The following is an 18623-nucleotide window of genomic DNA, read 5'->3' on the forward strand; positions in this document are numbered from 1 at the left end:
GTCTTCCATTTGAGCAAACGTTTGTACAAAAGTGAACATGGAATGCAAAACCTGACAACATACGCAGACAAAAGGGTGAAAAGCGCGAACATTGTTGGACCAAGCAGAGGGAAGGGGACATTTTACATGAGAAAATGGCAAGGGGCAACATTGTCCGTCATGATGGCTTTCACACTGGCTGCATGCGGGGCTGGAGGCGGAAGTCCATCTCCAACTACGGCAGGTGAAAATCCGGAGGAAGTGGTAGAGCTGACAGCTGAGAATCTTCAACCGGAAGAAGGGGCAACCCTGGTGATCTGGGAGGACAAAAATCAAAGCAGTTTTATTGAGCAAAGAGCCAAAAAATTCGAAGAGAAGTACGGGGTAACGGTCAAAATGGAGGAGCTACCTCCAACCGATCAGGTCACCAAACTAACGACGGATGGCCCGGCGGGTCTCGCGGCAGATGTTGTCGTTTTCCCACATGATAAGATTGGTAGCGCTTCAGAGGCGGGACTTATTCTGCCCAATGACATATTTGAAGCAGAAACCGCAGAGAACACCAGCGACAACGCACTGAAGGCGGTAACGTTCAAGGATATCCTGTACGGCTATCCGTACAGCGTGGAGACGTATGCTCTCTTTTACAACAAAGCATTGTATCCAGAAGCTCCGAAAAACTTTGATGAGATTATCAGCTTCGCCAAGACGTTCAATAACGTGAAATCCAATCAATATGCGCTGATGTGGGAATTGCAGCAATTTTACTATAACTATGCGTTCCTGGCTTCACAGGGCGGTTATATTTTTGGGGACAACGGGATGGATAGCGGGGATCTCGGTCTGAATAACGAAGGAGCACTGAAGGGTGGACAGTTCTTGCAGAAGCTGAAGTCGGAAGTACTGCCGCTCAAGATGGGTGACGTGAACTATGATATCAAAAAAGGATTATTCTCCAGCGGCAAGCTGGCTATGGATATTAACGGTCCGTGGACCATTGCCGATTATCGCAATGCCGGTATTGATTTTGGCGTTGCTCCGCTTCCGGCAATTGATGGCAAACCGATGACCTCCTTCTCAGGTGTTAAAGCCTATTATGTAAATGCATTTACACAATACCCAAATGCATCGAAGCTTTTGGCAGCGTTCCTTTCCAATGAAGAGGCTCAGATGGAGAACTTTGATCTAAACGGTACACTCCCTGCGAACAAAAACGTGGCTGCTGATTCGAAGGTGCAGGAGGACCCAATCAATAAGGCGTTCTTGGAACAGTTCAACAACTCTACACCAATGCCTTCCCTTCCTGCCATGGACAGCGTATGGGGACCAATCACGTCTGCGATTACGGATATATGGGATACCGATAAGGACGTGAAGGCATCGCTGGACAATGCCGTGAAACAGATCCAGGAAAGCCTTGCTACCGTCCAATAGGGACGAACGACGAATCCGAAGATATGCATAAGAATTGTATAGATTGAACTTCATATTTACACAAAAACGGAGAGGTACAGTGTAAGCACACTTAGTTCAATGTATACACGTTAGCAATAGGCGGGGAGGAGAGAGCAAATGCAGCAGCAGCATGTCCCGGTGCCCGTTGGACCGAACAGGGAAAGACAACACCGGATGACAGCGGCTATATGTTCCATCATACTGCAAGGTCTTGGACAGCTGTACAATCGACAATGGATTAAGGGGATTTGTCTACTGTTACTGGAGGGAGCAGGGCTTGCGTACCTGCTTCCTCGTCTGTCACAGGCTGTATGGGGCATATGGACACTGGGGGAAAATACACAGCGTTTTGTCAAAGTGAATGGGTCCACCGTACTTCAAAGGGGAGACCATTCCATCTTTTTACTGTTGGATGGCATTATCGTACTACTGGTGTTTTTTGTGTTTATTCTGATCTACATCCTGAATATTCGGGATGCATACGTCACGGGAGTCGCCAGGGAAGAAGGGAAGAAGACCCTGGGCGCAGGGGCTTCGCTTCGAAACATGATGGACAAAAACTTTCCCTACCTGTTTCTGTCCATTCCGGCACTGGGCATTCTGTTTTTCACCGTTATGCCGATTCTGTTTACGATCACGATTGCATTTACCAACTACTCAGCCCCGGATCATATTCCGCCAGCCAAACTCGTGGACTGGGTTGGCTTCAAGACGTTCAGTGATCTGATTCAGTTGAAATCCTGGAGCCAGACCTTCTATGGCGTACTGACCTGGACGGTCATCTGGGCCATTCTGGCGACAGTCACCACCTATTTTGGCGGTGTGCTTGTGGCACTGTTGATAGAACAGCGGGGCATACGCTTCAAGAAGCTATGGCGCACGATTTTTATTTTGCCTTATGCGATCCCGCAGATCATTTCTTTGCTGCTCATGCGTAATCTGTTCAATGGCCAGTTTGGACCAATCAATACGTACATGCGAGCGTTTGGGCTGGAGGGATTACCTTGGCTGACAGATCCGTTCTGGGCGAAAGTCACCGTCATTGTTGTCAACATGTGGATCGGTATTCCCGTCAGTATGGTGCTTATTCTGGGTGTATTGACGGCCATCCCTCGTGATCTCTACGAGGCTGCCGAAGTGGATGGAGCATCCGCATTTCAGAAATTCCGAATTATTACGATGCCGTTCATTCTTTTTGCTACAACTCCGGTACTCATCATGCAGTTCGCCGGAAACTTCAACAACTTCAATGTCATCTTCCTGCTGACGAACGGAAATCCGCTACGCGGAGATTATCAGTACGCGGGGGCGACAGACCTCTTGGTAACCTGGCTCTACAAGCTCACGCTCGACAATAACAAGTTCAATATGGCTTCAGCGGTAGGGATTATTATCTTCCTTATCATCGCTTTATTCTCCATCTGGAACTTCCGCCGCTCCAAATCATTCAAGGAGGAGGACATGATTCAATGAAGACACGTAATAATCCGCTGCGACTGGCTCTGAGTTATGTGTTATTGGTGATTATCGCTATTGTCTCCATCTACCCGGTACTCTGGATCTTTCTCTCTTCCCTGAGACCGGGTGCGGCATTGTTCAGTGAACGGTTGTGGCCCGAAGCATTCACGCTGACTCATTACGGTGAGTTATTCAATAACCCGTCTTTTATGTACGGAAGATGGTATATGAATACGCTGAAAATTGCCTTTTTCACGATGATCTTCTCCACGTTGATGGTGACACTCGGGATGTACGCACTGTCCCGCTTCCGCTTCCGTGGACGTAAAACCATTCTCTCCACCATGCTGATTCTTGGCATGTTCCCAAGCTTTATGAGCATGATTGCGATCTATATCATTTTGCTGCAAGTTAAATTGCTCGACACCCACGCTGCGCTCATCCTGGTCTATTCATCCGGAGCAGTACTGGGTGGATTTATCGTCAAAGGTTTCTTTGATACGATTCCTCGCAGTCTGGACGAAGCTGCTCGCATGGATGGTGCCAGTCACCTGCGGGTATTTACCAGCATCATCCTGCCCTTATCCAAGCCGATGCTAACCTATGTGGCACTAACCAGTTTTACCGGTGCGTGGATGGACTTTATCTTCGCCCGGCTGGTATTGCGGACGAAGGAAAATTGGACGCTGGCGGTGGGCATGTGGGATCTGGTCAACCGTTATCAGGACAGTAACTTTACGATGTTTGCTGCGGGGGCGGTACTGATCGCCATTCCAATTACCCTGCTGTTTGTATTCCTCCAGCGATTCCTTGTTCAAGGGCTGACAGCAGGTGCTTCCAAAGGGTAATGCCGTGCCATAACAGCATAGTCAGCCGCGGTAAATATGGCACTTCAACCAGGCACTTCCGTAATGTCATGTCTTTTTCGACTGACAGAACTGCGGAAGTGCCTGGTTCTATATGGGCTCGAATCTTGATTAGGGAGGAACGTGATGTATGGGCATAAACCCGTCCAGTGAGCCCGAGGTTATGGGATATCAAGGAGGACAAGCTGCATTGCAAAATGCCAAGACTCCGCGAACGCTTTGGCGTAATGTTACCTTTCGGAGGATATTGTACGGCTATGGTATCTCCGTATTCGGGGATTGCTTTAATGGGATTGCGATCAGTCTGTGGGTGTTACAGACCACAGGGAGTGCGAAGAGCATGGCGGCCGTACAGATCTGCAATATGGCCGTCAGCTTTCTGTTTGGATCGGTGGCGGGTACGGTTGCAGACCGATTGGATCGCAGGAAGCTGATGCTGGCCTCGGATGTATTCCGCGGCGTCATGGCTGTACTGATTGCGATTAGCTTATTTGGTTGGCATGCGCCGTTCCCGGTGGTACTGCTGTTGCTCTCACTCTCCATGTTTTCAAGTCTGTTTCAGGCACCTGCATTCCACGCCTCAGTGGCAAGTATGGTAGGCAGGGAGCATATTCAACAAGCAACCGGAACCATTCATATGGTGGATAATCTTGCCCGAATCAGCGGTCTGGCCGCGGCGGGCGTTGCTGTGGCTGCATTTGGAGGATTCGTCGCTATATTAATTACAGGGGCAACCTTTCTGTTGTCCGCAGTCTGTGTGCTGATGGCGGGCCACTTTCCTGAAGTACAGCGATCCGTTAGTCAGCAGACCACGTTTGTTCAGGAATGGCACAGTTCGTTTGGCTACATCTATCGGAATCGTCTGATTCGATCCATTGTATTGCTCAATCCAGTGCTAATCTTGTTTTTCATGTCAGCCATGATGCTGGTTCAAGTGATGGCAGTTAAGGTATGGGAGGCGAATCCGGTACAGTTTGGATTAATTGAGACCTGTATTCCACTTGGATATATGATGGGCTCTGCACTGCTGATTGCTTCGGCGAAACGATTGAAGCGAAGAGGGAGATGGGTATTTATCGGTCTGATTGTTTTAGGCCCACTCTATATTTTTTTGGCGAATGTATCCTCACCAATCATGGCGTTGCCGTTAATCGTGGGCGGAGGAGCGATGTTCGCCTGCTGTACGATGCTCACCCAAATTATGCTGAGGACAGCCGTACCGGACGAGCTGCAAGGAAGGGTCTATGGCGTCGTTGGAACAATCACCAGTACAGCGCCTATTCTGGGATTGACGGTTGTCTCCGTATTGGCAGATCAGTGGGGGGCAGCTTCTGTGCTGCAAGGCGTGGGCATATTGCTGTTGGCCACAGGTATTCTGGCAGCCACAACATTGAAGTCGATTCGAACCTATCAATAAAACGTAGTAGGGAGTATGCATGATATGGATTGAACCACATGTACACATCGGTAGAGAGTGGGATAGAGGTAATCTTCGCAGCTTATGAAGAACCTAAGCATTCTGGCTAAGTTAAACAAAACAAAATAAAACAAAACCCGGAGCATACGCTGCGTTAGCGTAACTACTCCGGGTTAACTTGTGGACAGAATATTCTATTGCCAGTTTACATTTACAGTCGCTGTACCGCTGGCTGGTGTGGTAAATGTGTGGTTGGAACCACCTTCCCACGTAATGGTTGCCCCATTTTTCTTGAAGAATTTGAACTCCAGTTGTTTACCGGCAGGAACGCTCACATCATAGTACCAAGTTGGGTAGGCGTGGATAACCTGATTGAATGCAGGCCCAATAGCTGTTGTGCCCGTACTCCAGTTGCCCAGTTCTGCCACATTACCTGTCAGATAGATGTTCTGACCCAGTGTGGTGGAAGCGTTGTTAATGACGAATCGTACAGTGACCTGATCACCTGTAAGGATGGTGAAGTTGTTATAGGCATTGCTGTTGACGCCATCCGCAGCTACTTTCACAGCATAATTGCCTGCGGCAACAGCCGGGATCGTCACTTTGATCTGTGTATCTTCCCAGGATGCAATGGCTGCACCAGTAACGGCTGTTGTACCGAAGTATACGGTACCTTTGGTGGAGCCAAATCCACGTCCGCTAATCGTAACAACATTACCTGGTTTGCCCATCACCGGACCTACATGTCCAATCGTTGGTGTTGTTTCGCTTGTTGTATACTGCCAGACCGCGGTTGCCCCGGCAGCAAGCGTGAATGAAGAGACGGTACCATTGGTGGAAGTGATGTTATTACCGTTCAGTGCGCCGCCCAGTACATCGGTGTAGTTGCCTGTTGGCAGTGAAGTGCTTAGATTCGCAATGCTCGCTGGTGTGGAGAGATTACGGTTCACGGCAACAACAGCTACACTTTTGCCGAATTTGCGTTCATAGATATACACATCATTATTGATCCAGCGTTGCTGCGTGGAGCCGTAGGCAATAGCCGGATTGGATTTGCGAAGAGGGGCCAGCTTGCTGATGACGTTGAAAGCCGTTGTTGTTTTGGAGAAAGAAGGCATTTTGGCCCGATTGTCAGGGTCCCCGTTACCTGTCAGATACTGTTCGGTACCATAATAGATGGCAGGTACGCCGCGTGAAGTCAGCGTGAACGCCAGCGCCTGTTCCAGACGACGGTTATTGACGGCACTTGTTTTGAAGCGATCCATATCATGGTTGTCGATAAACGTAACTTGATCATTTACCTGATTATAATCTGCTGCTGTGCCTGTAATCATCGAATCGAGAGCATACATGTTGGATGTGTTATCCCGGAAGACGTTACGTACGGCAGAGTTAAAGCGGAAATCAAGCAGGCTCATCCCGGATTCATTGGCAAATTCCGTGTTATCCGCATCGGATGCAGCAGATCCCAGGAACCATTCACCGAAGGTGAATACAGGTTTATGTGCATAGATGGAGGACATCCAGCTCTTTTGCCAGCCGAGAGGCATATGTTTCACCGCATCAACACGAATCCCGTCCACGCCCATATCAAGCCATAGCTTGATTGCATCTTTGAAATATTGGTCAATGGTACTGTTATTATGATTCAGGTCAGCCAGGTCATAGAGGTTTTTGTAGATACCATTCTCCAGGGAGGAAAAATCGGAGCCGCCGTTGTGATGGAAATAGCCATTCGTATCATTTGTGTATCCGCCAACCAGATTACCGTTATCGTACAACTTGCCATTCTCAGCAAAGGACGTATCGGTTTCCATGGCAGGAGACGTATGGTTCGGTGCAAAGTCAATGACGATCTTGATGCCTTTGGCGTGAGCGGTCGTAATCAGATTCTGAAAGTCAGCCATCGTTCCGAAATACGGATTGGTCTTCTTGAAATCACGTGCCCAGTAGCCATGATAAGCTGTGTTGATTACGCCGCCATAGTTGATCGTGGCGAAGATATTCTCAACCGGCTGGGAGATCCACAATGCGGTAACGCCCAGATCGCTGAAATAGTTATCGTTGATTTTGTTGATCAGGCCCTGCCAGTCGCCTCCGCAATACAACTTCAGGTTGCTGCAAGTGGCATCGTAGGCAGCTCCAGTGGGATTGTTGGAAGGATTGCCGTCCAGGAAGCGGTCCGTAAAGATCTGATAGATGACGTCTGTACTGAAGTTCTGCTTGTTGGTAACTGCGGTATCCGCATCGGCATAGATCGCGGAAGCAGGCAGATAGGGAAGTGCGCCTCCTGCAAGTAAACTGAGTGTCAGTGTTGTGCTGAGGAGTACGCGTTTGGCCATTTGAAACATAGTAATCCACCCTTCTCGTGAATGTAATAGTTTAGATAAACAACCAACCTGGCTTTTGAATAATAGCGCTTTCAATACAATGGAATGATACGCAGTGGATTGAAGACTTCCCTCCTTTTGACACGCCAACAACCCCGGCATCTCCTTCGGGAGTTACCGGGGTTGTCCTAAACCGCTCTGGTTTAAAAGCATGGCCCTCGAGTTATGATCACAACGTTATCGTAAGAAATATTGGATCTTATGTCAATAACTTTTTTGAGAGCATTTATTTTCTATTTTTATGTTTACAAAAGCACGTTCGCGCATTAAACTATTCGCAGATTCACAATATAAGGGCTATGTATCCCGGGACACGCACGTGTGTTATGGGACAACCCCGTCTCTTCTGAGGCGGGGTTATTTGTATTATGCAGTCGAATCGGGAGAAGAGAGGCGGTTGATGATCGTTGAGTACCCATTCTGTCATCGAATGTTTGGAAGGCATTCAGGCGTCACGGCTGGGCAATATCCGCAACATTTATGTGTATCTCCCGCCCGGTTACCATGAGCATACAGCTCGGCGTTATCCGGTTCTGTACGTTCATGCAGGGCAGCGGGCTTTTGGTCCGTCCGGGCCAGGCAATGAAACATGGAATATCGATCAGGCAGCAGACGGTCTTATTTCTTCTGGGCAGATTGAATCACTGATTATTGTCGGCATTACGCATGTCCGTCCAGTCACGCACAACGAATTCTATCACTTCATCGCTCCGGAGAGAGAGGCCGTGAGTGTGGGGTGCTCAGGCATCGCCTATGAGCATTTTATCATTCATGAACTCAAGCCGCTCATTGATCATCGGTACCGGACGTTGCCGGACAAGGAGAATACCGGGCTGTTGGGTTCATCTGCTGCGGCACTTTGTACATTGCACATGGGGATGCGAAATTCGGATGTTTTCGGAAAACTGATCATGATGTCGCCATTCTATGTGGATGTGCAGCTGGACGAAACATCGGAAAGCGGGCTGTTGGAAGAAAACATGTATCGCTTGCCAGAAGAGGTACCCGACGTTCGGATGTGGATAGATATTGGAGACACGGAAGGCCTGTTTCTGCCTTCCCAGGTCAGAAGGGTAGCTCATCAATTACTTGAACGCGGAGTCAGATCGGATGAGGAGTTGGCATTTCTGGAACAGCCGGATGCCTGTCATCAGGAAGGTGACTGGGGAGCACGCGTTCATCTCCCGTTACTATACATGTTCGGCCACGTAGGTAAACCCACCTCGCTTCAACTGCTTGGCAGGGATGTCATCGGACTACAGGGTGGAATGACCGTGTGTATCAATGCACTAATGCACTACGAGAGCGGATGGGTTCGGAGTCTGCTGCATGGAAATTATACTTCAAGTGACCCGGATGTAATCCAGGTTCGTTCGAATGGAGAACTGGTGCCTGTCGGTATTGGAAGTGCATCCATCACGCTGACTATGGGGGGACTGTCTGCTACACGCATCTATACTGTAGTTCCTGAATTGTCCACTCATGTGGAGGTCTGCATTCATGCAGAGGTAGCCTCAGAGGAAGGGACGCAGGAAACGATCTATGGTGGGATGGGCATGAAGCTTGTCCGTTCCGGTATAGGTCGATATGAAGGTTGTTACCGAGTTCCGCGTGATAGTGGATTCTCCTTCCGGTTTACTCGGGGTTTCCGCCGCTTCGAGACCGATGTGGATGGCAAACCTGTTGTCAATCGTGTATTTCGAGCGACAGATGATATGTCTGTACATTATTTAATCCAATCCTGGGGCAGTACTTCAGCCAAAACGGGAACAGGAGGCCCAAAATGATCATTCCTTCATTCGCTCCAGTGCTGGACATTCCCTATTATTATCCCTGCAATTTCCCTCTGATTCATGAAGTGCTCCATCAGCAAGGATCCATCACAAGTCTTGCACTGCTGGCGGCAAGCCGGTTGTACAGCCTTCCATCGTGCGGGGATAACGGACTGGTGAAGCCTTATTTTCACAAACTGGATTATGTTGAGCCGATCTGGGAGATGTATGGTCAGCGAGAACTGGACAGCTTCGAGGAAGGCAAGGCGCAGATTAGGCAGCATATCGGCGATGGGGGGCTTTTTTTGGCTACAGGAACCAGTTATCATCTGCCTTATTGTGAGGATTATCAGAATCCCGAATACATTCGCAAACACGTGAAGCAAGGCTCCCGACTGCATCTGGTAGACCATTGGATTGCCGTGTATGGTCTGGAAGATGAGCATGTTCACGTCTATGATCCAGTGCCCTCCAAGTACAAGGGGAAGGTTGCTCAAAGAGCCTTTCATGATTTCTGGAAAGGGAACCAATGCATACCCGAGCTTGCTCAGGCGAAGCGCAAAGAGAAACTCCGAACGTTTGGCACCATGGACATTCGGGCAACTGTGCAGCTTGACTCTGCCGGGTACCGAGACATGTTGAACCAAGCGATAACAACGCAGATTGAAGAATTTCTGACAGGCCGGACGATTACACAAGGAGAGAGGAATTATTATTTTGGACATGCGGTGTCTCTGCAGCTCATGGATACGTTACATGGGACGAAAGAAGGAGATCAAGCCAATGAAATGTTAATTTCGGGTCTGCTCTTCGATATGCGATGGAGCCGGTATTTTCTTCGAGATCTTCTTCAGGAGTCTGCCTTATGGCTAGGTTCACCACTTGATCAATATGCAAGAAAATTCAGCGACATCATTGTACGGTGGGAGAAGGCATACAATATGCTGCAGGTCAGCCGGATGAAGAACCGCGAGCACTGGAAAGTACAGCTTACAGGTGTCATTAAAATGTTGATCACGGATGAATGGCACTGGTATGAGTCGCTTCGACAGTCCATGCCTCAGGCAGATTGCTTTCAACGTCAGACCGTGCCAATGATTGAACAAGAACACAGGGAGGCTTTGCTTCGTATCGTGCTGGATAGTTGCCGGGAGTTAAATGCATACCATAATACATCGATTCCGCTTGGTGAGGGCGGTAACGCTCCGCTATACGGACGAAATGGACAACTGGATTCGCTGGAACTCGTGTCATTGCTTGCTGTGGTGGAGCAGGGAATCGAAGATCGTTGGGGTACGGGAATGGGAGCTGCTCTGGCGGAGATAGCTGCTGCTTCCATGCCGGAAAGTCCCTATCAGACGGTAGGCTCACTTGTTGATTATCTCGCACAACAATATTCGCCTGCCGGTGAGGAGGAAGCAAAATGTTAAACCAATTCTTGCTTGAACGATTCGAGGAACAGGGACAGCATCCTGCACTGATCTGGAAGGATCAGGAGTACAGCTATCAGTGGCTGTTGGAACAGGTTGGCGTCATGAGTGAGTGGATTATAGCAGAAGGGCTAACGGGGCAACTTGTAACGCTGGAGGAAGACTATTCCCCATATGCAGCGGCAGCATTGGTTGCTTTGCTCGGGCAAGGGTGTATCCTGCTCCCCATGGATCGGTACCTGGTTGAAGCCAAACGACAGGAATATATTGAACTGGCACAGGTGAAATGGCGATTGGGCGTTGAAGATGGCAAGCTGTGCATTCGGCAAACGTGTGAAACTTCTGGAGAGATACCTGTGTTGTTATCTACGCTGGCACAGGAGGGTGTAGGAGGCCTGGTACTCTTTTCATCCGGATCGACCGGAGTGAGTAAAGCGACTGTGCATCGTGCAGATCGGCTGTTATATCGTTTTCGCCGGCGGGTTCGGCCCTTGCGAACGATTCCATTCATGATGTTTGATCATATCGGCGGTGTGAATACCATGCTGCAGTCCCTGTCCAGTGGGGGATGTCTGTGTATCATTGCGGATCGATCTCCCGAAGAAGTGTGCCGGACGATTGAGAAGTTTCGTGTGCAGGCGCTGCCCGTCTCCCCAACATTCATGAATCTGTTGCTGTTGGGCAGAAACGATGAAGGGTATGACCTGTCCAGTCTCGAGGTTGTATCATACGGATCGGAAGTGATGCCTGAGTCCGTACTGGCAGCCTGGAATCGGAGATTTCCACAGATCAGGACGATACAGGCCTATGGTATGTCTGAACTTGGTATTCTGCCAACCCGTTCCAAAGAACCAGGTTCTCTACTGTTCTGCATTCAAGATGAAGAGGTCAAGTACCGGGTGGTGGAAGGAGAATTACAGATTCGTACAGCAACAGCGATGATCGGATATCTGAATGCACCATCACCTTTTACGGAGGATGGATGGCTGCGTACCGGAGATGAAGCCGTATTGGAGCAGGGGTACATTCGCATTTTGGGTCGCCGTTCGGAGATTATTAACATAGGGGGACGGAAGGTATATCCTGCCGAGGTTGAGGGTGTGCTGGAAGAGATGGAATGTATTGAAGCGGCGGTAGTTTCGGGAGAACCGAGTGGTATCACGGGTCAGAGAGTGAAGGTGACTATCCGGCTGGCTACAGAATGTACTCTAACCGATCTGCGGCGGTCCATCTGGGAATATTGCCGGGACAAGCTGCCTTCTTATAAGATTCCGCAGAAAATCGTAATTACACAGGGAGAACTCGTAAGTTCGAGAATGAAGAAAATTCGTAAACCGTCGATGTCGATATCCTTCGCCTCGGCTGGGAAATAGGTTGCTGCCACCAATGAGTTTTATCTCAATTGAATCGCTACCGCTAACGAACCTCAAACGTCGTATTAAGGGGATGATCAAGAAAAGTAAAACTTAACGAATCTCAGCAACGTTATTCCGTCGAAAACACCGCTTCTGCTTGCGAAAATCGACTAATTAAACAAAATAACATTTCTCTGATTCGTTAGACATTTAGCCCGGATATAATGAAGCAAATAACGTGTGCTTGGTTCGTTAGAATATGACATATAAAACGCATAAGATGCAGGAGAGGCTGTCCCTGGTCGTCAATATGACCTGGAGGACAGCCTCTTTTGGAGTTATATCGCCTTGTTAGCTGTATTTATATCAAGCTTCCGCAGGTTGTTTGACCTCCATTTGCAGTAGCGAGAAGCCGTAAGCTTCCAGATCGAGGGTCAGTTTATTTTGCCGGGATTCCACTTCGTTTGATGTGTACAGATTTCGCCAAACGTTACGATCTGCCAAAGGCAGTTCAAGAGTACATGGCTCATCTCCTGCATTCAGCACAAGAAGCATGCGCTCACCCGTATGCGAATCCGATCGTTCGATGGCAAGACAAGGGTCTCCGGTTTTTGCATATACAATCTTCAGTTCCGTGCTGCGCAGCGCAGGGTGCTGTTTGCGAAGGGCAATCGTATGGGTGAAGAATTCCAGAAGTTCACGGTTCTGCTTGGTCTCATCCCATTCCATACACTTGCGGCAACCCGGATCATATCCCCCGTCAAGCCCGACTTCGTCTCCATAATAAATACATGGCACACCTGGATACGTAAGCAGCAATGTAACGGCAAGTTTCATCTTGCGCTCGTCTCCATCACACAAGGTCAGCAGTCTGGGTGTATCATGACTTCCAAGCAGATTGAAGGCAGCTTCAGTAACCGTTTGTGAATAGGCTGCAAGCAGTTTGCCGATCTCATTGGCAAATCCGAGACCGTCGAGCTTTCCGTTCACGGTATAGTCCAATACCGAATTGGTAAACGGATAATTCATCACGGCATCGAATTGGTCTCCCTGAAGCCACATGAGCGAATCATGCCAGATCTCACCGAGCAGATACGCATCAGGTTTGATGGCTTTTACCGTCTGACGGAATTCGCGCCAGAACTGATGATCCACCTCGTTGGCCACATCGAGCCTCCATCCGTCAATGTCCATCTCCTCGATCCAGAACCGTCCGACCTCCAGCAGGTATGCCTTCACGTCAGGGTGTTCCGTGTTCAGCTTTGGCATAAGCGGTTCAAAGGCAAAGGTATCATATGTGGGTATGCCATCTTCCACACGAGGCGGCCAGTCTTTGATATAGAACCAGTCTGCGTAGGGGGAATCGGCTCCATTTTTCATGACATCGACAAAAGGAGGGAACTCTCTGCCGGAATGATTGAACACCGCATCCAGAACGACACGTATGCCGCGCTGATGACATGCATCCACAAAGGTCTTGAACTGTTCATTGGTTCCAAAGTGAGGATCGACCTTCATATAATCGCCTGTATTATATTTATGATTCGTGGTGGCCTCGAACAGCGGACAGAAATAGATGGCATTGATGCCCAACTGGCTGATGTGATCCAGATGATCAAGCACACCTTGCAGGTCCCCGCCGAAGAAGTTCACAGGTGTGGGTTCCCCTCCCCAGGGTTCAGCATTGTTGGGACTGATAGATGGATCGCCATTGGCATAACGTTCGGGGAAAATCTGATAAAACACGGCGTCCTTCACCCACGCAGGCGGTTCAAAAATGTCGACCGGATTCATAAATGGAAAATCAAAAAACTCCAGTGGATGGTCAGGCAGCGCCTGCTCGAATCCGCGCTCCGTCATCCAGACCGATTCCTCTCCCTGAATCAATTGGAAGCCATACCGTAATCTGCGATAGGGAGGTGAGGTCTCGGCTTCCCAATAGTCGAACATCTCATCCCGGGCAAAGATGCGCATGGGGATGTGTGTGATTGTTCGATCCCAGGCATATTTGTCCCCGGTAATGGCAATCACCGCATCCAGATCACCGCGTTTGGAACGAAGACGCAAATGCATGGTCGAGCGATCATAAGCATAGGACCAATTGAGTTTGGGACGATGATAAATGGCTTCAAGAATCATGTGAATCACTCCTCGTTAGATGATGAGATTTCAGATCAATGCGGCCATAAAACGCAAAAAAGGCACAACCTCTATTGTTCACGAGGTTGTACCTTTCGGCAGCATAGCCTTTTGATTATAGTGCTATTATACGAACTAACTCAGCAAAAGAAAACACTTTTTTTCCTTAAATTTCAAAATTGTTTTTTAGAAATCATATCCAAGACTATTGGCGTAGGCAGACAGTTCTTTTTGATATTTCTCGATATTTTTCTTGCCGGCAGCAATTTTGGCATTGGCTTGTTTCAGGACAGCGCTGTTTACCGTAGTTTTGGAGACCGCTTTTTTGGCGAGTTGGAATCCTTCCAGTTGCGTATAGCTCCCTTTGATCAGGCTGGCATGGATTTTTTGCAACTCTGCAGTTTGCGGTTTAATCAGTTTCAGCTTGGATACATATTTGGTGTAGTTAGGAATTGCAGTGTTGGTCAGTTTCAGGAACACGGACTTGCGATTGGAAGATGTAATGTAAAATCCGCCTCCCAGTGCATTGAAAGCTCTCTCCTCATATACTGCTGCGAGATCCAACTGATTCAGGTAGTCCAGGAAATCTTCTTCTTCAACCGTAGGAATCGGTTCTTGTTCGGACGTGTCAACTTCTTCATAGTATTCTTCTTCCGAATATGTGGTGGTTGAGTCATCCGCAGCAGCGGCATAAGACCCTGCAGGTGCGAACACCCCGCCGAGCAAAACAAAACTCATAATGATTGATAGTAACCATGATTTCTTCACGTGCCAATATCCCCTATCTATAGATGTGATTTTATTTCAATGGATAATCTAACATAGTGCGACAAGAAATTACAGGAAGAGTTTTACAGTAAAATCCTTTTCAAATGCATAAAAATGAATAATTAATTTACTAGCAAAATTACATTGTATTAGATGAAGAAGAATTACGATGAGAAATGGGGCTAATTCGCATAAGGGTAAAAATTACATATATGGTGAGTAGGGATGCGTATTGTATCGATATATATTATATGGTCTTAATTAATATGTATCTATCTATAGTTGTTTTCAGAAGTAATAGGAGCTACGAGCGAGTGAGAAGTTTTCCCAAATAAAATGCTTGTATAATGATTTCATCTCCATTACAATACAATTGATAATGAGATTCAATATCATTTAGATAAAAAGGGGAGACAAGTTACATGTATAAAGTAAAGAAAAAGCTATACATTTATGCAGCATTTATTCTGATGATTTCACTGCTTGCTGGTTGTGCTTCGGGGGGAAGTGCCGAGACGACAAATACGTCCAGTCAAGCTGCAAGTAATAATGAAAGTGATACAACTGCCAGTGGGTCTGAAGACCAGACCCGAGTGATCAAGCATGCCATGGGTGAAACGACAATAAAGGGAACACCGCAAAAGATCGTGACGCTGTTCCAAGGTGCTAATGATGTAGTCGTTGCACTGGGCGTGAAACCGACAGGCGTGGTTGAATCATGGGTTCAGCAGCCCGTCTATGAATATCTGAAAGCCGATCTGGATGGAGTTCCACAAGTAGGACAGGAATCCCAGCCCAATCTGGAGGAGATCAACAAATTGAAACCTGACTTGATTATTGCTACGAAGATCAGACATGAAGAGATCTATGATCAATTGTCCCAGATCGCACCAACGGTAGTAACGGAGACCCTGTTTGATTGGAAAGAAACCGTGAAGATGGCTGGGGAAGCGATGAATATGGTTGAGCAATCGGATAAACTGTTGTCAGATTGGGATGCCCGTGTAGCAGATTTCAAAGAGAAAATGGGTGATCGTCTGCCAATTGAAGCAACCATCACGAATTTTAGAGCCGATCAGGTTCGTATTTTCTACATGGGTTATGCAGGTAAAATTCTGAAAGAGCTTGGATTCACCAGACCCGAAGGACATGATGCAGACACATGGGGAGTTGAATTGACTTCCAAAGAGAATATTCCGGACATGAATGCGGACATGATCTTTAACTTCAATTCAGGCACCGAAACTGATGCGATTCAGAAAAATTATGATGATTGGACCAGCAGTCCGCTGTGGAAGAATCTTGATGCAGTCAAGAACAACCAACTGGTTCAGGTTGATGAAGTGGCCTGGAACATGGCAGGTGGATACACATCTGCGAATATGATGCTGGACGATCTATATAAGCAGTTCAACCTGAACTAACTAACTAACTAACTAACAGGAGCAGGACCTGCCGTGCACCAGGACATTCGTTAACGAAGTGTATGGGCAGGCAGGTCCTTTTCATTTTACAGATGAAAGAGTGAGAATATGTTTCCCCTTTTTACAAAGGCAAGCGCCAAGATCTATGGGCTGGCTGGTTTATTCATATTACTTCTGTTTGCCTGCCTTGCCAGTATGATTCTGGGACGCACGCATATCACATTTCAGATGGCATGGGATGCACTGCAATTCTACGACGAGAGTTCTGTGGAACATGTTGTTCTGCTGACGGAGCGCTTGCCACGTACCATTATTGCCGCTGTCGTTGGTGCAAGTTTGGCTGTGGCAGGTGCACTGATGCAGGCATTGACACGTAATCCGCTTGCATCACCAAGTGTGTTCGGGATCAATGCAGGGGCAATCTTTTTTATTGTCATTGCCATCGTAGTATTGTCCGTATCCTCGCTGACCACCATGATGTGGTTTGGTTTTGCCGGAGCTGCGGTTGCCGCGGCGATTGTGTATGCCTTGGGTTCCCTTGGTCGGGATGGCCTGACACCGATCAAAATTGTACTGGCGGGGACGGCAATCTCGGCATTGTTTGCCTCGTTCACACAGGCGATTCTCGTGTTGGATGGAACCGGATTACAGGATGTGCTCTTCTGGCTTGCCGGTTCAGTTAGCGGGCGGACATTGGATATGTTATATCCCGTTCTGCCGTACATGACAGCCGCAGCCATTGTCTCTCTGTTCATGGGCAGAGCGATCAATCTGCTATTGACGGGAGACGATATCGCCAAAGGCATGGGACAGAATGTACTTCTGGTCAAGGTGCTCATGGGCGTTGTTACCGTATTGCTAGCGGGTGGTTCGGTTGCCGTAGCCGGTTCGATCGGTCTGGTCGGTCTGGTTGTTCCGCATATCATGCGTGCACTGGTGGGCAATGATTACCGCTGGCTCGTTCCTTACTCTATTGTAGGGGGAGCCATTCTGCTGCTGTCCGCAGATGTGGTTGCCAGACTGGTAATCATGCCGCAGGAAGTTCCACTCGGTGTCATGACTGCATTGATTGGCGGACCTTTCTTCGTATACATTGCCCGCAAGGGGGTGACGAAGATATGAGGAAGATGTTGACTTTCCGCAATAAAAAAGACACCTTATCGATGCAAATGGAACGAAAATCACTGGTTGTCATCAGTGTGTGTATGCTCTTGTTTGTAGTTGCAGGAGTAGTCGGTACCAGTGTGGGCAGTGACTTTATTTCTCCGCTGGATGTACTTCGAACGATATTTGGTCTGAACGAAGGGGAACACGACTTCGTCGTGCTGACCCTGAGATTGCCACGAGTGTTATTGTCCCTGCTTGTGGGTGCAGCGCTCGGTATGTCAGGTGCACTCCTGCAAGGTATTATCCGTAATCCATTGGCCTCACCGGATGTCATCGGTATCACTGGCGGTGCGGCTGTTGCGGCTGTGGGGTTTGTTACGTTGCTGGGCGGAGCGGTGAGCATCAAGTTATTGCCGCTATTTGCCATTGTCGGTGCACTTCTGACGGCATTGATCATCTACATGCTTGCCTGGAAAAAGGGAGTCAGTCCGATCCGCTTGGTGTTAATCGGGATTGGAGTGTCAGCCATTACCGGTGCCGGGACGACCTTTATGCTGATCCTGAGTCCGTTCTACACGGCAGGTCAAGCCTATATCTGGCTGACAGGAAGCGTGTATGGAGCATCGTGGACCGATGTTCGAACCATATTGCCGGTTATTGTGATTGTTGTACCGCTGGCGATCTGGTTCGCCCGCAGCCTGAATGCACAGGAGTTCGGGGATGACTTGGCCACAGGGCTGGGTGTAACGGTACAGTGGCATCGTTCTGCATTGCTGTTATGCAGTGTACTGCTTGCGGGAATCGCCGTGGCTGTGGCCGGAACCATTGGTTTTGTAGGTCTGATCGCACCACATATTGCCCGGAAACTGGTCGGTCGGATGTTTGGCAGTATGCTGATCGTGTCTGGACTGGTTGGTGCTCTGCTCGTATTTGCCGCAGATCTCATAGCACGTACGGCCTTTCTACCGCTTGACGTTCCCGCAGGGGTATTCACCGCAGGCGTAGGCGCACCGTTTTTCCTGTATTTGTTGTTCAAGAATCGAAATCAGTTTTGAGGAGGAGA

13 protein-coding genes are annotated in these 18623 nt (G+C 48.4%); 10 read left to right on the plus strand and 3 right to left on the minus strand.

The genetic code is table 11. The annotated features are described in order from the left end of the window. The first annotated feature begins 126 nt into the window (after positions 1 to 126). The 4 genes from MKY85_RS04830 (at position 127) to MKY85_RS04845 (ending at position 5175) form a co-directional block, all read left to right on the plus strand. Positions 127 to 1413 carry a maltose ABC transporter substrate-binding protein gene (locus MKY85_RS04830; RefSeq protein WP_342571941.1) on the plus strand — a complete coding sequence of 429 codons (1287 nt, stop codon included), beginning with the start codon at positions 127 to 129 and terminating at the stop codon, positions 1411 to 1413. 138 nt (positions 1414 to 1551) lie between these two features. Further along, the gene (locus MKY85_RS04835; RefSeq protein ID WP_342571942.1) at positions 1552 to 2907 is read left to right on the plus strand and encodes an ABC transporter permease subunit; all 1356 of its coding nucleotides are present in this window, start codon (positions 1552 to 1554) and stop codon (positions 2905 to 2907) included. Further along, a complete protein-coding gene (locus MKY85_RS04840) occupies positions 2904 to 3740 on the plus strand; it encodes a sugar ABC transporter permease (RefSeq protein ID WP_091015889.1) in 837 nt (278 codons plus the stop codon). The genes MKY85_RS04835 and MKY85_RS04840 overlap by 4 nt, the downstream gene beginning before the upstream one ends. Before the next feature lie 148 nt (positions 3741 to 3888). Continuing rightward, positions 3889 to 5175 carry an MFS transporter gene (locus MKY85_RS04845; protein WP_342571943.1) on the plus strand — a complete coding sequence of 429 codons (1287 nt, stop codon included), beginning with the start codon at positions 3889 to 3891 and terminating at the stop codon, positions 5173 to 5175. Positions 5176 to 5369: 194 nt separating this feature from the next. On the opposite strand, the gene MKY85_RS04850 is transcribed toward MKY85_RS04845, so the two are convergent. Beyond that, positions 5370 to 7526, minus strand: coding sequence for an alpha-amylase family glycosyl hydrolase (locus MKY85_RS04850; protein ID WP_342571944.1), 2157 nt, complete (start codon positions 7524 to 7526; stop codon positions 5370 to 5372). A 446-nt stretch (positions 7527 to 7972) separates the two neighbouring features. On the opposite strand from MKY85_RS04850, the gene MKY85_RS04855 reads away from it, so the two are divergent. From MKY85_RS04855 to MKY85_RS04865, 3 genes are read left to right on the plus strand one after another with little or no spacing between them, the layout of a single operon-like run. Continuing rightward, on the plus strand, positions 7973 to 9352 hold the full coding sequence (locus MKY85_RS04855; protein WP_342571945.1) for an alpha/beta hydrolase-fold protein: 1380 nt from the start codon (positions 7973 to 7975) through the stop codon (positions 9350 to 9352). Further along, on the plus strand, positions 9349 to 10767 hold the full coding sequence (locus MKY85_RS04860) for a hypothetical protein (protein ID WP_342571946.1): 1419 nt from the start codon (positions 9349 to 9351) through the stop codon (positions 10765 to 10767). Before MKY85_RS04855 ends, MKY85_RS04860 begins: the two co-directional genes overlap by 4 nt. Further along, entirely contained in the window at positions 10761 to 12140 is a 1380-nt protein-coding gene (locus MKY85_RS04865) for a fatty acid--CoA ligase family protein (protein WP_342571947.1), read from the plus strand. The genes MKY85_RS04860 and MKY85_RS04865 overlap by 7 nt, the downstream gene beginning before the upstream one ends. Positions 12141 to 12488: 348 nt before the next feature. On the opposite strand, the gene MKY85_RS04870 is transcribed toward MKY85_RS04865, so the two are convergent. Next, complete coding sequence (locus MKY85_RS04870; RefSeq protein ID WP_342571948.1) at positions 12489 to 14261, minus strand: alpha-glycosidase; 1773 nt, start codon at positions 14259 to 14261, stop codon at positions 12489 to 12491. A gap of 186 nt (positions 14262 to 14447) precedes the next feature. Continuing rightward, the gene (locus MKY85_RS04875; protein WP_342571949.1) at positions 14448 to 15029 is read right to left on the minus strand and encodes a hypothetical protein; all 582 of its coding nucleotides are present in this window, start codon (positions 15027 to 15029) and stop codon (positions 14448 to 14450) included. 422 nt (positions 15030 to 15451) lie between these two features. Between MKY85_RS04875 and MKY85_RS04880 the strand changes: the two genes are divergently transcribed. From MKY85_RS04880 to MKY85_RS04890, 3 genes are all read left to right on the plus strand, one after another. Further along, the gene (locus MKY85_RS04880; RefSeq protein WP_342571950.1) at positions 15452 to 16453 is read left to right on the plus strand and encodes an iron-siderophore ABC transporter substrate-binding protein; all 1002 of its coding nucleotides are present in this window, start codon (positions 15452 to 15454) and stop codon (positions 16451 to 16453) included. A gap of 108 nt (positions 16454 to 16561) precedes the next feature. Then, entirely contained in the window at positions 16562 to 17575 is a 1014-nt protein-coding gene (locus MKY85_RS04885) for an iron ABC transporter permease (protein ID WP_339239871.1), read from the plus strand. Next, positions 17572 to 18615 (plus strand): iron ABC transporter permease, encoded by a 1044-nt coding sequence (locus tag MKY85_RS04890; protein WP_339259046.1) that lies wholly within the window; start codon positions 17572 to 17574, stop codon positions 18613 to 18615. Before MKY85_RS04885 ends, MKY85_RS04890 begins: the two co-directional genes overlap by 4 nt. Positions 18616 to 18623 lie beyond the last annotated feature (8 nt).

This window comes from Paenibacillus sp. FSL R5-0749, from assembly GCF_038595085.1.
GTDB lineage: Bacteria > Bacillota > Bacilli > Paenibacillales > Paenibacillaceae > Paenibacillus.